Origin of the sequence: Desulfitobacterium sp., from assembly GCF_034927245.1 — a bacterium.
In the GTDB taxonomy this organism is placed as follows: domain Bacteria; phylum Bacillota; class Desulfitobacteriia; order Desulfitobacteriales; family Desulfitobacteriaceae; genus Desulfitobacterium_A.
Window position 1 is genome coordinate 1 of the sequence record NZ_JAYFQK010000038.1, and the last position, 15,103, is coordinate 15,103.

The 15,103-nt window shown below is 44.9% G+C and carries 14 protein-coding genes and 2 riboswitches; of the genes, 9 read left to right on the forward strand and 5 right to left on the reverse strand.

Going from position 1 to position 15,103, the window contains the following annotated elements; genetic code table 11:
- Positions 1-17: 17 nt before the first annotated feature.
- Together VB077_RS09100 and VB077_RS09105 are read right to left on the reverse strand one after the other, a co-directional pair.
- Positions 18-2,108: a glutamine synthetase III gene (locus tag VB077_RS09100; RefSeq protein ID WP_323414912.1), complete on the reverse strand. Its 2,091-nt coding sequence runs from the start codon at positions 2,106-2,108 to the stop codon at positions 18-20.
- Positions 2,109-2,262: 154 nt separating this feature from the next.
- Positions 2,263-3,444: a Na+/H+ antiporter NhaA gene (locus tag VB077_RS09105; protein WP_323414913.1), complete on the reverse strand. Its 1,182-nt coding sequence runs from the start codon at positions 3,442-3,444 to the stop codon at positions 2,263-2,265.
- A 75-nt stretch (positions 3,445-3,519) separates the two neighbouring features.
- Positions 3,520-3,618: riboswitch (cyclic di-GMP riboswitch) on the reverse strand.
- Between the two features lie 158 nt (positions 3,619-3,776).
- Here VB077_RS09105 and VB077_RS09110 point away from each other — a divergent pair.
- Positions 3,777-4,640, forward strand: a complete 864-nt coding sequence (locus VB077_RS09110) for a manganese catalase family protein (protein ID WP_323414914.1) — start codon at positions 3,777-3,779, stop codon at positions 4,638-4,640.
- Between the two features lies 1 nt (position 4,641).
- On the opposite strand, the gene tsaA is transcribed toward VB077_RS09110, so the two are convergent.
- Positions 4,642-5,280 carry a tRNA (N6-threonylcarbamoyladenosine(37)-N6)-methyltransferase TrmO gene (gene tsaA, locus VB077_RS09115; protein WP_323414915.1) on the reverse strand — a complete coding sequence of 213 codons (639 nt, stop codon included), beginning with the start codon at positions 5,278-5,280 and terminating at the stop codon, positions 4,642-4,644.
- Between the two features lie 18 nt (positions 5,281-5,298).
- On the reverse strand, positions 5,299-5,496 hold the full coding sequence (locus tag VB077_RS09120; RefSeq protein WP_323414916.1) for a CooT family nickel-binding protein: 198 nt from the start codon (positions 5,494-5,496) through the stop codon (positions 5,299-5,301).
- 198 nt (positions 5,497-5,694) lie between these two features.
- Between VB077_RS09120 and VB077_RS09125 the strand changes: the two genes are divergently transcribed.
- Genes VB077_RS09125 through VB077_RS09135 form a run of 3 tightly spaced genes read left to right on the forward strand, consistent with a single transcriptional unit; the run spans position 5,695 to position 8,238 of the window.
- Entirely contained in the window at positions 5,695-6,846 is a 1,152-nt protein-coding gene (locus VB077_RS09125; RefSeq protein WP_323414917.1) for a DVU0298 family protein, read from the forward strand.
- A 16-nt stretch (positions 6,847-6,862) separates the two neighbouring features.
- Positions 6,863-7,243, forward strand: coding sequence for a VOC family protein (locus VB077_RS09130; protein WP_323414918.1), 381 nt, complete (start codon positions 6,863-6,865; stop codon positions 7,241-7,243).
- Positions 7,244-7,290: 47 nt separating this feature from the next.
- Positions 7,291-8,238: a TIGR01212 family radical SAM protein gene (locus VB077_RS09135; RefSeq protein WP_323414919.1), complete on the forward strand. Its 948-nt coding sequence runs from the start codon at positions 7,291-7,293 to the stop codon at positions 8,236-8,238.
- A gap of 122 nt (positions 8,239-8,360) precedes the next feature.
- Here the strand turns inward: VB077_RS09135 and eam are convergent, their stop codons facing one another.
- Entirely contained in the window at positions 8,361-9,602 is a 1,242-nt protein-coding gene (eam, locus tag VB077_RS09140; protein ID WP_323414920.1) for a glutamate 2,3-aminomutase, read from the reverse strand.
- 137 nt (positions 9,603-9,739) lie between these two features.
- Positions 9,740-9,866: riboswitch (cyclic di-AMP (ydaO/yuaA leader) on the reverse strand.
- A 131-nt stretch (positions 9,867-9,997) separates the two neighbouring features.
- Here eam and VB077_RS09145 point away from each other — a divergent pair.
- The 5 genes from VB077_RS09145 to alr all read left to right on the forward strand — a co-directional run bounded on the left by VB077_RS09145 (position 9,998) and on the right by alr (position 15,072).
- Positions 9,998-10,597 (forward strand): TrkA C-terminal domain-containing protein, encoded by a 600-nt coding sequence (locus VB077_RS09145; RefSeq protein ID WP_323414921.1) that lies wholly within the window; start codon positions 9,998-10,000, stop codon positions 10,595-10,597.
- Positions 10,598-10,715: 118 nt separating this feature from the next.
- Positions 10,716-12,002 (forward strand): histidine kinase, encoded by a 1,287-nt coding sequence (locus tag VB077_RS09150; protein WP_323415125.1) that lies wholly within the window; start codon positions 10,716-10,718, stop codon positions 12,000-12,002.
- Positions 11,986-12,342 carry a holo-ACP synthase gene (locus tag VB077_RS09155; protein WP_323414922.1) on the forward strand — a complete coding sequence of 119 codons (357 nt, stop codon included), beginning with the start codon at positions 11,986-11,988 and terminating at the stop codon, positions 12,340-12,342. The genes VB077_RS09150 and VB077_RS09155 overlap by 17 nt, the downstream gene beginning before the upstream one ends.
- A gap of 15 nt (positions 12,343-12,357) precedes the next feature.
- On the forward strand, positions 12,358-13,920 hold the full coding sequence (locus VB077_RS09160) for an NAD(P)H-hydrate dehydratase (RefSeq protein WP_323414923.1): 1,563 nt from the start codon (positions 12,358-12,360) through the stop codon (positions 13,918-13,920).
- Between the two features lie 24 nt (positions 13,921-13,944).
- Entirely contained in the window at positions 13,945-15,072 is a 1,128-nt protein-coding gene (gene alr, locus VB077_RS09165) for an alanine racemase (RefSeq protein ID WP_323414924.1), read from the forward strand.
- The last annotated feature ends 31 nt before the right edge of the window (positions 15,073-15,103 follow it).

Consider the following 15,103-nt stretch of genomic DNA (forward strand, 5'->3'; position numbering starts at 1 on the left):
CCCCTTATAATTTACTATTAAAGTTTAAAGAGCATTTCAGAATAGGTCGGGAAAGGCCAAAGTTCGGCATCGACAACTTCCTCTAAATGATCGGCAACTGTGCGGAGTTCTCCCATTGTCGTAAAGACATGATCACGATAGAAGACCGCTTGTTCATAAGCATCCGGGATATCCTTAGCTTGAGCTGTGAGGCTTCGTAACGTGTTAATGTTTTGCTTAAGAACAGTCAGAAGAGAAGAAGTCTCTTGGAGAAGCTCTTCCTGAGCAGAGACATCCGCTTCGGCATAAGCTGTTTTTACAGCATTGATCGATTGAGCTATAGAAGTAATATATTTAATCGATGCGGGCATAATTTGTTTTTTGGACATATCAAGCATGGTTAATGCTTCTATATTGATCGTTTTCGAGTATTGTTCAAGGTAGATTTCATAACGGGAAAGTAATTCTTTACGATCTAAGACACCGTGTTTTTCGTAGATTTTAACATTTTTTTCGAGAAGCAGGGAGGGAACAGCGTCTACTGTAGAGCGGAAATGGGGCAAGCCGCGGCGTTTGGCTTCTTCTACCCACTCCTCTGAGTAACCATTACCGTCAAAGAGAATACGGGAATGGTTTGTGGCAATTTCCTTTAAAAGCAATCGCAGTTCTTTTTTGAAATCATCGGCATTTTCTAAGCGTTCAGCGATCAAGGACAAAGTCTCGGCCACGATTAAATTTAAGACCACATTGGGACCCGAGATTGAGAGTGAAGAGGGAACCATCCGGAATTCAAATTTATTACCGGTGAAGGCAAAGGGTGAAGTACGATTGCGGTCGGTTGAGTCTTTCGGAAGCGCGGGCAGGGTGCTGACGCCGATTTCGAGATGCCCGCCTTGGATACTGCTTTTGGGACCGCCATTTTGCAGCTGCTTCAGAATATCGGACAGTTGGTCCCCGAGAAAGACAGAGATAATAGCCGGAGGGGCTTCATTTCCTCCGAGACGGTGGTCATTTCCGGCGTTAGCGGCAGAAACCCTTAGCAAGTCAGAATATTCATCGGTGGCTTTGATGACGGCACATAGAAAAGTCAGAAATTGTGCGTTTTGGTGGGGAGTGCTGCCGGGATCCAAGAGATTAATACCATCATCCGTACTCATTGACCAGTTATTATGTTTACCTGAGCCGTTGACTCCGGCAAATGGTTTTTCATGAAGCAGACATACTAAACCGTGACGATCAGCAACCTTCTGCAGTATTTCCATGATAAGCTGATTATGGTCTGTGGCAATATTAGTCGATTCGAAAACGGGAGCAATTTCATATTGACCGGGTGCTACTTCTTTATGCTGTGTTTTGGCGGGAATGCCCAACTTCCAAAGTTCGATATTGACATCCTGCATATACGCGGTAATCCGTTCGTTAATACTTCCAAAATAGTGATCTTCCATTTCTTGACCTTTAGGAGCCATTGCGCCGAACAGGGTTCGCCCGGTAAGCATTAAATCTTGTCTTTGCAGATAAAATTCCTTATCAATCAGAAAATACTCTTGTTCCGCTCCGACCGTTGAAATGACACGCTTGCTTTCGGTATTGTCAAAAAGCCGAAGGACACGAAGGGCCTGTTGGTTGAGGGCTTCCATGGACCGCAGCAAAGGTGTTTTGCGGTCAAGGGCTTCGCCGGTGTAAGAGCAGAAGGCAGTAGGGATACAGAGGGTAACCACGCCGGCATCTTCACGCAGAAAAGCAGGAGAAGTACAATCCCATGCTGTATAACCCCGTGCTTCAAAGGTTGAGCGGATGCCTCCATTCGGAAAGGAAGATGCATCAGGTTCACCTTTGACAAGCACTTTGCCCGAAAATTCCATAATAACATTGCCTTCAGCCGTTGGGGAAATAAAGGCATCGTGCTTTTCAGCGGTTACTCCGGTCATCGGTTGAAACCAATGGGTGAAATGGGTAGCGCCTTTTTCGATAGCCCAGTCTTTCATGGCATTGGCGACCACGTCGGCAACTTCCGGTTCTAAATGAGTCCCTTCATTGATTGTCTTTCTTAACGCTTTATAGGTATTTTTAGGCAGGCGTTCTTTCATAACCGAGTCATTAAAAACATTTGCTCCATAGATATCCATTTGTATCCCTTCCTCTTTTTAAAATAACAAAATACAAAAAAAGACGCTCTTAGAAGACGGCCCCGTAAAAGGGAGTCTTTAAGAGCGCCTTTGCTCTATCAAATAATATCAATACGTTAGCATATTTTTTAGCAAATATCAAGATAAATTTTATTCACTCACTTAACGAGCCTTCAGTCGTTTTTCGTTTAATGCCGAGCAATTTGCCGGCGGTGAAAGATAGGAAAACGGAACCGACACTGAAGAGTGCTCCCATTTTGGCCGCTCCTTGAAGACTGGGATCAGTAAAAGCAACTCCCGCAACGAATAAGGCCACGGTAAGTCCCATTGACGCAACCAAGCCGGCAACGAAAAGGTCTTTACGGTTCATTCCTTTGGGCAGCGGGAAACCAATCAGTGTGGCGAATAAACCCATGGTAAATATGCCTGCGGTTTTACCGATAAGTAAGGCAAAGAATACCAACCAAGATATCGTGCTAATCTCAGAGAACTGAACTCCCGCATTGGTTAAGCCGAATAATAGGAGCCCAAAATCCACAAAGGTTTTCCAATCGTGTTCAAACTCTCTTAAAGTGGAATGATCTTGCGGGTCGTCTTCAAATAAATCTTTGTTTTCGTTTATAGGATGAGGTAAAAACGGAACGATAAAGACGAGGGCAAGAGATGAATGGATACCGGTCATAAAAAGACCCATCCAACTCAGTGTTCCTCCAAAGATAATATAGGGCCAATAACTAGTCACCTTCTTTTTGCGCAAGAAGTATGCGATTAACATTCCTGCAAGGGTAAATAGCAGCCATATAGGAGTGATTGGGTTTAATGGATCCGGATAAAAAAGGGCGATGATAAGAAGTCCGATGCCGTCGTCGGCGATCGCTAATAATAAAAGAAATGAAACAGCGGGATGAAATGCTCCAAAAACAAGTCTTGCAACAAGCCAGGCTAAAGCAATGTCTGTCGCGGTAGGGATACCCCAGCCTTTAAAATACTCGGGGCTGCCAAAAAAGTAATTGAGCGTTAAATATACGACGATTGGGCCGATAACTCCGCCAAAGGTGGCCATGATGGGATTAACTGCCCGTTTAAGTGGGTTTAAGGCTCCGCCGGGCAATAAGCTTTGCGTAATTTCCACTGTTGCCATCGCAAAAAAGAAGACCATAAATATATCATTGATGAGAGCATAAAGAGAGAAGTGGCCGATGATTTCATTGTAGACAAAGTGATGATAGCTGTCAGGGGCTAAATTGGCCCAGGATAAGGCGATAATTACGCCTGCTATAAGGGGAACCGAAAATTCCTGTAAAAAGTTAATGGTCTTTTTTGTCGAGTCGGTCATTGATGATATCCTCCTTTCATAAATAAAAGGAGAGCAGTCCGAAAAGGAACTGCTCTCCCCTGAGAAGTTCAAATAACTTGTAGCTTGGCGATCATAGTTGAAAAGGTTATCCTGCCAACCTTAGATCCATAGCTTTAGCGTCCTTCGTTTTCACGAAGTTTACCCCAACACAAAAAAGCATATTGAATTAATCAATATTTTACTATAAGGAGTTTGTGAATGCAACTTTCCAAGAGATTGTTTCTAGAGATTGTTAGCATAGTTTTTCTTTTTTGAAGAAGAATAAAAAGTGACCATGTTTATTCACTAATGTAAATAAGGAGGGCTTTATCTTGTTTAAACATATTAAAGATATGGAATACACCGTTCATGTCGACAGACCTGATCCGAGATTTGCTAATCTTTTACTCGAACAATTCGGCGGACCCCATGGTGAGCTTAAGGCTGCTATGCAATACATGTCTCAAAGTTTAGGGTGTAATGACCCTAATATACGGGATTTATTACAAGATATTGCGGCTGAAGAAATGAGTCATCTTGAAATGGTCGGTGAAGCGATTGCCATGCTTCTCGGTCCAACAGATAAGGTTTCAAAGGATTTTCCCGCAATCCATATGGCCATTTTGTCCGGAGGCCCGCTGTTTACAAATTCAATGGGAATTCCTTGGACAGGAGCCTATATTGAATCAACCGGGGATATCTATGCTGATCTTGCTTCTGATTCTTCGGCCGAATTGAGAGCAAAATTGATTTATGAAAGATTGTTGCAACAAACCGATGATGCCGGAGTCAAGGATATGGTTCGCTTCCTGCTTAGCCGGGAAGAATCTCATAATTTTTCATTTGTGCAAGCGCTTAGTACATTAAAAGGAGCAGGCGTGGACAAAAATTTCCGTGATTCGGAGTTTTCCAAGAAATATATGAATCTTTCAACGGGTGCCGGAGATGCTCGGGGACCGTGGAATCAAGGAAATGAGATTCAATATGAAGAAAACCCTAATGAAAGATATGGCGGGCCTGCTCAATATGGTAAGGATCGCGGATCCGATGGTTCGGGTGAAATCGGACCGGGATATAATGATCAAATGAGAAATAATCCCCAAAATTTCCAGGGACAGATGCCTAAACAAACCCTGGCAAATCCGCAGCCCCCGCAACCTTCGCAACCCCAGCAACCCCCAAAACAAATGCATTAACTTATTTTTGATGATGCCTATGAGCATGTAGGTGTTCATGGGTATGCTTATGCTCCGGTGTATGTGCATGAGTGTGTGCGTGTTCGTGCTCGTGCTCATGCACATGCTCATGCTCATGCTCGTGGTCGTGCACATGCTCATGCTCATGCTCATGCTCATGCTGAAGCCCTAGCATATGTGCAACTAAATGATCTTTGTCCTTAAGTTGATCAAACCAGCCGTCATTGGCATCGTCTTTGAGGTCAAGCACACGGATATATGGCTTGATATCCAGCAGAGGGGTATTATTATAAACATCAATCCCAGAAATTAAAATTTCGTTTCCTTCGATTCCCTTTAACTCGACGATGCTTAAGCCAATCGGATTGGGACGTTGGGGAGAACGGCTGGCAAAAACACCGACTTCTATTTCCGGAGCCCAGGAAGGATGGGAGTGGAGGTTGCTATCTTGAATTTGATCTAAATAATAGATGACATAGAGGTAACGATAAGTTAAAAGTTGGTCAAGGCCCTCTTGAAATTCGGGATTGAGTGTTATCCAGAATTCGCCGGGAGCATCCTTTTGAGGCTGATGAGGAATGGGAAGGCTCGGAAGGTATGGAGAATGTATAACGCCAATAGACTGAAATTTAATTTCCATTGGAAAAACCTCCTTTCGTTAATTTGACGGAATTTCTTCCAATAAAATGTGGTGATTGAGAAGGGTCATATCTTTAATACGCCCTCGAAGAAATTTTTGCTTACCGAAAATATCAACAAGTTTAAGACCATCTTCAAAGGGCTCAATGATATCGACTGCTTCCATAAATAAAACCTCATCTTCTCCATCTTTTAAAAAGACATTAGCTTCACACATTGTACATATCCTCCATTCAAAAAGACCATAGAGAGACCCCGTTCCTTAACGGAAGACCTCCATGGTCTTAATTATTTATGCTTTTGAGTATCATTATTCTCCATCTTTTAATTTTCTCCTGCACATCTCTTAGGGAGTGTGAACAAAATTTCATTAATGGTATGATAAGGATGAGACCTTGTTGAAAGGAAGAAGCCGATGAATAAATCAGTACTTCAACAAATATTACTCGAAAGTGATTGGAAGTCGCTTCGTGAAAAAGTCGTCAATGATAGTGGGATAATACGCCAACTGCAAAGCAGAGTATTCGTCAAAGACGGTCTTCAGTTTTGGAGAGCTATTGAGGGATTAGGAATCGCTGTAAAAGTACTTGAAGATCACAAGCCCGGCTATGCGGCCGAGCTCGTTCGTCGTTATTTTTGGAATTTAAATGAGGAATCCGGGGGAACCGCTTGGAATGCCTCGGAAGCCATTGGCAGCATTATAGCACACTGTCCGAAGCAATGCGGGCATTTTAATTGGATGTATTCGGCATTGCTCAACGATGAGAGTTTAAATGAAGGAACACTCTGGGGGTTAGCCCAAATGGCTTGTGTTGCGCCAATACTTGTTGAGCCCTTGGCAGAGGTTGTCCTGCCCTTCCTCGAATCATCAGATCCTCAACTGCGCGGACGGGCTTGCTTGGTCCAAGCGATTATGCAAGGCTGGGGCAAAAACAGAACAGAAAGAATGAAGATGGAACACCGGCAGGACAAGGCGAAAATTGAATTGTATGTCAATGGCCGTCTTCAGGTTTATTCTCTTGCGGAGCTTCTTGAACCCCAAATCGTTTATTATTGGCAAGAAGAGATGACAATAGATGAATGGACGTGGAATGTTACTGTGGCCACTAACGCTCAAGGAGTAATTTGGGTTGGCTTAGGGGATGAAGATGAGGAACAGCTTAAGATCCATTGCCAACGATGGTATCCCCAAGCTTTTCTCTTAAAGAGACGGCTTCCTAATGCTCAAGTACTCGAGCAACTCCATGAATACTTTTTAGGTCAACGCCAAGAATTTACCGTGCCGCTTAATCCTATGGGAACCTCCTTTCAACTGAGCGTCTGGGAGGAACTAAAGAAAATCCCCTATGGGGTGACGTGTTGTTACGGGGAAATTGCTGAGCGACTCGGAAATCCGAAAGCGCAAAGGGCAATCGGAATGGCCAATAATCATAATCCCATCGGAGTCATTGTTCCCTGCCACCGGGTTATCGGCAAAAACGGTGCTTTGGTAGGGTATGCGGGGGGAATTCATTTAAAGGAGCACTTGCTATCCTTAGAAAAACAAAATGATGCCGCACGTAAATAATGGGGAGGGAAATGAAGTGGAAGGAAAAGATCTGTTTAGCAGGGTCGAGCATATAGGGATCAAAGCCTTGAATATCGACGAGGGAATCCGGTTTTATACAGAGGTTCTCGGTTTTGAATTTTTATCAAGGATGAAGCCGGGAGAAACAGAATTAGCCTTTCTCCGTTTAGGGGAAACAGTTATTGAACTTGTTGAAATTAAAGAGGGACAGAAGTTCGAAGACGGATTAGTGAACCATCTTGCGTTTAGGGCGACTGATATTCAAAAGGCTGTGGTATGGTTAAAGAAAAATCGGGTTATGCTTCTCCAAGAAGGACCTCAATCGATTGGCGAGGGAAGATATAATATCTTTTTTCGTGGTCCGTCCGGAGAGAAGCTGGAGTTATTTCAAGACTAATCTTAGTGTTCATTAAAGTGTTTATTTAAAGGTGTGATTATAAAGGTATGGGTTTTGAACGCTCTTCTGCCTGGCAAAACGGGGAGAAGCGGTATAATACGTTTAATCGGCATTTGCGGGGGATCTTTGGTGAGAAAGTATTTAAGGTCCCTCTGGATGCCGGATTTACTTGCCCGAACCGGGATGGAACAAAAGGTTCGGGCGGGTGTATTTATTGTAGTTCTCGGGGTTCCGGAGATTTTGCCGGGGAAGTCACCCATTCAATCGAACAGCAATTTGCCGAAGTCAAGGAAAGAATGCGTAAGAAATGGCCTAAGGCTAAATATATGGCCTATTTTCAGGCCTATACCAATACCTACGCGCCGATTTCCAAACTCAGAAGAGTCTATGAAGAGGCCCTCAACCAAGAGAATGTTGTCGGAATTTCCATAGCGACTCGGCCGGATTGTTTGCCTGAGGAAGTGTTGGATTACCTTGAAGAGCTTAATCAAAGAACATATCTTTGGGTTGAGCTCGGTTTACAGAGTATCCATGATAAAACAATGGATTGGGTTGGCAGGGGACATAATTATGATGACTTTTTAGAGGGGGTTGCGGCCCTTCAAAAACGGGGAATACGCGTTTGTGTCCATATTATTCTCGGCTTTCCGGGCGAAACGTATGAGGATATGATGGCGACTGCTTATGCTGTTGCAGCCCTTAAGGTTCAGGGAATTAAGATCCACTTACTCCATATTCTCAAGGGAACGCCGCTTGCTGAGATATACCAAAGGGAGCCATTTGCGCTACCGACGCTTGAAGAGTATATTTCACTTGTAAGCGACATTCTTGAAGTACTGCCAAAGGAAATGGTTATTCACCGATTAACCGGTGATGGTGCGCCTGATGAGCTGATTGCTCCTTTGTGGAGCCGTAAGAAATGGGAAGTCCTTAACGCTATCGATCAGGAATTACTGAAAAGGGATACCTGGCAAGGCAAATATACCCCAAACTGATACAGAAAAACAAGAGAAAGGCGTTGTCCTGCAAAGGATAGCGCCTTTCTCTTCATTACTCATTTTCTACTTGTGAAACTTTTTTTTCAATATCCCTCTTTAATCGTATTAAGTGAGTATAATTAGGTGTTGGGATAGTGAATAATTTTTCCTTCCCATGTGCGGAGAATAGCCTCGTCTTCTTCCAGAGACAGCAGATATTGGGGTAAGATCGGTGTTTTCCCTAATCCATCGGGGGCATTGATGATATAGGTCGGAATAGCTAAGCCGGAAGTAAATCCTCTGAGTTTTTCCATAATCTCTAGACCATTCTCGATTTTAGGGATAAAATGATGGGTGCCCTTAACATGTTTGGCATGAAAGATATAATAAGGGCGAACCCTAATTTTTAGAAGTTCCTGGTTTAAGCGGATCATAACATCTGGCGTATCATTGATATTTTTCAGGAGCACTGCTTGGTTTCCTAAAACGACACCTGCAGATATGAGCTTATCGGCCGCTTTCTTGGCTTCTTCCGAGACTTCTTTAGGGTGATTAAATTGAGTGTTGATATATATCGGCGGATACTTTGCCAGAATTGAGCATAGTTCATCGGTGATCCGCATAGGAAGGGTAACGGGGACGCGGGTACCGATTCGCTTGATTTCAACATGATCAATGGAGTGCAGTTCCCCAAGAAGCCAATCCAGCGTGAGGTCGTTTAACATCAAAGCATCGCCACCCGTGATTAAAACATCACGGATTTCGGAATTGGCACGAATATAATCTAAGGCGGTTCGGAGCTGATTACGAGTTTGATGATGGTCGATTTCACCAATGTTTCTTCGTCTTTGGCAATGCCGGCAATACATTGCACATCGATTAGTGACATTGATGATTAATCGGTCAGGATAACGGCGTGTGATGCAGGGGGCCGGATTGGTGAAGGCTTCGCCCATAGGATCTTCTTCTCCGCTGGAATCGAATAATTCGTCAATCTGGGGGAGTCCTTGCAAACGGATGGGATCCCATGGATTCGTTCGATCCATCAAGCTTAAATAATAAGGCGAAATCGCCCAGCGATAGGTTTCTCCGACTTGAAGAATATCGTGGGCTGCCTGCTCTGTGAGAGGTAACAGCTCTTGCAGAACATTCAAATCCGTAATCCGGTGTTTCATTTGCCAGTGCCAATTTTCCCAATCCTCAGGAGACGCTTGGAAGGTCTTAAGGATTTTATCACGAAATTGATGGTAGTCATCTTTTAATTGAAAACCGGTAGGAATCTGCTCCTTGCGCTTTACGTAGGGTAAAGCCTTTTGCTTAAGTTCGTTCGCACGGTGTAAGGACTGCAGTCTTTCATCTAATTCCTTTTGATCTATTGCCAATGAATTTCCCCCTTTCATATGCTGCAAGCTAGAGAAAAATAGAGAATATTTAGAAAACAAGAGAGATAAAAGAGATAAGAGATAAAAAAGAAGCCGATAGCGGCTCCTAAGGGATCTAGCGTTCTGATAAAATCAGCCCGGTTGTGCGCGATAGCTTACGAGGTTAGCTGACGGATTCGAGCGCGCGCTCTACGCATTAAAATGCGATTCACCCCAAAAAGTGGTTCCCCCGTTTTCCCTTAGGAAATTAGGCTGTATTCAATTTTAGATTGAAATTAATTACAGGCAACTCTATAATAGCATAAGGGTTGTTAGACGTCAACCGGGTTGAAGAGTAAATATTTGGGTAATGATATTTAAAAGAAGTTATAAGTTTCAAGGAGTGAATATTAGGAATGGAACAGTCACGTTATCAAGAAATCGCGATCCAAATTGCTCATTCTATCGTAATGAGTGAATATCGAGAAGGGGAAAGAATACATGGGCGGTCGACATTGGCGGGTCGATTTAACGTATCGCCTGAAACCATTCGCCGTGCCATTGCCATATTACAAAATGCGGGCGTTGTTATGGTCAATCAAGGCATCGGGATTACGGTAACTTCGAAGGCACAGGCAGACAAGTTTTTAAGGGCATTTGATCAGAAGACAGAAATTCATGTTTTTCTTGACGAGTTAAAGGATTATATGGATAAACGCAGAGAACTCGATTTAAAAATTGAAGGACATTTGAATAAAATTTTGCTTTACACAGATCGTGTGATGTCACGTTGGATGGATGTAGCAGAAGTCGAAGTAAGAAAAAATTCAGAGGCCGCAGGAAAAACCTTAACCCAACTCAGGATTCGGGAACGGACAGGTCTTACGGTTATTGCCGTTGTTCGCAACGGGATAGAACAATTCTCTCCCAGTACCAATTTTATCATTGAGGGGGGAGATATTTTATTGGTCGTAGGGGCTGATGAGGGCAGAGAAAAACTCCAGGAAATACTCTGACCAAAATTCTGGCTAATACTCTGACAAATAATTTAACAAATACAGGAAGTCGCATTTTCCTGTCGAAATCTAAAGAGGATTAAGGGGCATATTCTTTAGAAATTGAGGGCTGCGATTGATGGTTTGGCGTTATTTAATTGTTTTGGGACTAGAAGTCATTCTGAGCTTAGCTTTTGGGCATTTCGGACTTTTGCTTTTTTTTCTTATCGGCAATACACTATATCTATTAATTCAATATGAAGACCAGCGACGGCGCATCAAACGTTTGACTTCCGAGCGCAATGCAGAAATCAGTGTCAAAATTGCTCACGAAACGCTTCCTTATCTGCGGAGCGGTCTGAATGAGCAGAATGCCGAATTTATTGCCAAAATCATCAAAGAAATCGGCCAGGTTGCTGCCGTTTCGATTACGGATTGTACAAAGCAGCTGGCGTATTTAGGTGTAGGCTGTGATCAGCATCATCCCGGGGATAAGATTTTGACGGAGGCAACCCAGGAAGTTATTCGAACGGGAAATTATAAAATTGTTCATACCCAGAAGGAATTAAACTGTCCTCGCCAAAATGTCTGCGATTGCCCGCTCGCCGCGGCAATTATTGTCCCTTTGCTTTCTCAAGGGATAGTTGTGGGAACGATGAAACTCTATGAAACGAAGGATGGTCACCTTTCGCCGGATTTGATTCGTCTGGCTTTAGGGATGGCTCAGCTTTTAGGTCTGCAGATTGAGCTGGCCGAACTGGATCATCAGGCAAAACTTACGACAGAAGCGCAGCTTGATGCTCTTCAGGCTCAGATCAATCCTCATTTTCTCTTTAACGTTTTGAATACGATTATTGCCACAAGTCGAACCAATCCGAACCGTGCGCGACGATTGCTTATTTATCTCTCAGAGTTTTTCCGCTGGGCGATGAAATCGAAAGGGACCCTGATTCCCCTAGAAGAAGAAATGAAGTTTGTTCATACGTATTTAATTTTAGAAAAAGCGAGATTCGGACGAAAACTGCAGGTCAAAACTCAGATCCCTAATGAATTGATGAAAGCGGTTATTCCGCGTCTGAGTCTGCAGCCGTTGGTCGAGAATGCCGTAAAACACGGAATTACACCGAAGATCGGAAATGGTACCGTATTGATCCGAGCCGAGAAAAAAGACGATAATCTGTATTTCTATGTACAAGATGATGGCCTGGGGATTGTGCAGGAACGTCTTTCCGAGATACTGAAACCGGGAGTAGGTTCCGGCAATGGCGTGGGCATGGCCAATGTTCATGAACGGCTGCGCGGTTTGTATGGTGAGGAATACGGCCTTAAGATTGAGAGCGTGCCCGGGCAGGGAACGACCGTGATTATGCACCTGCCGTTAACGTTTAATGATGGAGGTCTTCAAGCTGATGTACCCGGGAATTGATATTATTAAGATTGAACGCTTTGCTCTGGCCTGTGAACGCCAGCCCAAGATTCGTGAAAGGGTGTTTACCGAGCGCGAGCGAGCAGATCTTGACAAGCGCCCGACGTCCAGTTGGGCTGCTCGTTTTGCAGGCAAAGAAGCAGTGCTTAAGAGTATGGGAACGGGGCTCACCGGGCTTTCATGGCATGATGTAGAGATATTGACAGCGAAAAGCGGCGAGCCCCAAGTCTATTTAAGCCCTAAAGCTGAATCCTTGGTACAAAAGCGCGGGGGTTCAATTGTCCGCTTAAGTTTATCTCACGAACGGGAGTATGCAGTCGCAATGGCTGTTTTGGTCTAAGAGGGAGGTGAGAGTATGAGGGTTGTTACTGCTCAGCAAATGCGGGAAATTGAGAAACAAGCGATTGAAATATTTGGCATTCCCAGCCTGCTGTTAATGGAAAACGCGGCCTTGGCCGTAGTCCGGGAAATTGAGCATTTCGCGGCGGATAAGTCTTCAAAGGGAAGTTTGAAGACAATCGTCCTTGTGGGAAAAGGCAATAACGGAGGAGATGGGCTTGCCGTTGCCCGACATCTCTTGATTCTGGGAATGGATGTGACGGTTTTTTCTTTTGCTAAACCGGAGGAATACCAAGGGGATGCGGCTCTGAACTGTCAATTGTATCAAAACGCCGGCGGCCGTTTTTTCTTGATCGAGGGAGAGAAACAACTGCGTTTGACGCGCTTAGCGCTGCAGCAAACCGATATTATTGTGGATGCCATATTTGGAACGGGATTGCGCGGGGCGCTTCCCAGCTTAGTGCAAGAATTCGTGGAAGAGGTTAATCATACCGGAGCTTGGGTTATTGCGGTCGATATTCCCAGCGGGGTTGAGGCGAATACCGGAAAGATCTACCGAAGTGCTATCCGTGCCCAGACCACGGTAACCTTTGGTCTTCCCAAACTCGGGCATTTTCTGGCGCAAGGACCGGAATATGCGGGTCGGGTGATTGTAGATCCGATCTCGATTCCGGATAAATTCCTCGAACAGGAGGAAGTTTCGACTTTTGTTCTGACAGACGATGAAGTAAAATCATTTTTGCCGGTGAGGACGCTTCAAGGTCATAAAGGTACGCATGGCAAGGGGGTGCTTGTGGCAGGTTCACCGGGGATGACGGGAGCGGCCATTTTGGCCGGAAGGTCAGCTTTGCGCTGTGGAATAGGGTTACTGCAGATCGTTACTCCGCAGCAAGCGGCTTCTCAGATTGATTTAGGACTAACCGAAGCCACGATTTGGCCGGTGGATGGTGATCATACCTTAGGGAATCAATCATGGCCGCTGATTGCAGAGAAATGCAGTTCTGCTCAGGCCTTGGCAATTGGCCCGGGGCTGGGTCAGAATCCCGACTTTATTTCCGTTCTCGAGGAAGTCTTGCGCACCGTTGAATTGCCGGTTTTATTAGATGCGGATGCCTTAAATTTAGTGGCTCGGGAACCGGGAATTTTGGGATGGCGGCAAGGCAGGGGACCTTTAATTATGACCCCTCATCCGGGGGAAATGGCCAGGCTGTGCGACTGCTCAACTCAGGAGATTCAAGATAATCGCCTGGAAATCGCTGTAACTAAAGCGGTTGAATGGGGGGCGGTTCTTGTCTTAAAAGGATCTGTCACAGTGATTGCCAGCCCTGATGGACGGGCTTTTCTCAATCCAACCGGAAATCCGGGTTTAGGTACGGGAGGAACGGGGGATGTTCTGACCGGGAGTATCCTTTCTTGGCTTGCTCAAGGGGTAGATCCTTTGGAGGCAGCTTGTCTGGCTGTGTATCTGCATGGCAAGGCAGCAGACGAATTAGCCCGGGAAGTAGGGTGGTCAGGATTTACCGCGACAGAAGTGGCTGATCAGTTGGCCAAAGCACGAAGGTCTCTGGAGTTAATATAGAAGACATCTTGAGGAGGAAACGAGATGGAGAATGCACGCCCGGTTTGGGCCGAAGTTGACTTAAATGCTCTAAAACGGAATTATGGACGAATTAGGACCTATACGAAAAGCGAGATCATGCCGATTGTCAAAGCTGATGCCTACGGGCATGGTGCGGTTCCGGTCGTAAAAACCCTGATTGAGGCAGGCGCTCGCCGCTTCGGAGTAGCCTTGCTTGAGGAGGCTCTGGAACTTAAACACGCTTTTCCTCAGGTTAAAATTATGACGATTGGCTATATGTCTGCTGATTTTGCCCAAGTTATAGTTAAAGAGGATATTATCAGCGGTGTTTATCAATATGATCAGGCTGAATCATTGTCCAAGGAAGCCTGTGCTCAAGGGAAAAAAGCAACCATTCATTTGAAAATCGACACCGGTATGGGCCGTATTGGTTTTCGGAAGGATACCTTCGAAGAGATTTTGCGGATTGCCGAGCTTCCTAATCTCTACATAGAAGGAATCTATACGCATTTTGCAAATTCGGATCAGCTTGATTTAAGCTTCGCTCGGGAACAACTCAAATTATTTTTAGAGGTTTGCGAGCGTTTAGAGGGGCAGGGCATTCATATTCCGATCCGACACGCGGCAAACAGTGCTGCCATTCTCCAATTTCCGGAAGCTCATCTTGACCTGGTCCGCCCGGGAATTATTCTTTACGGGCTGCCGCCTTCTTATCAAGTCGGGCCGAATGAAGGGTTTGAGCCGGTTATGACTTGGAAGGCACGGATTGCACATATCAAGGAGATTCAGGCCGGCGAGACAGTGAGCTATGGCCGCACGTTCAGAGCGGCTTACCCCACCCGAGTAGCCACTGTGCCTGTGGGTTATGCGGATGGATTAAATCGTGCGCTTTCCAATCGCGGGGAAATGCTGGTTAAAGGCAGAAGAGCGGCGATCATCGGTCGTATCTGTATGGATCAAACCATGCTGGATGTCACCAAAATACCCGGAGTTGAAGTGGGGAGTACGGTCATCTTACTGGGCTCTGAGGGGTATGAACGGATAGATGCCACAGAAATGGCGAAATGGCTGGATACGATTAACTATGAAGTGGTTTGTGATATTTCGGGGCGCGTTCCTCGCGTATATATTGAAGATCAGCGGAAAAATTAAACCATAATAAGCTGAACGGAATGGACGGGTT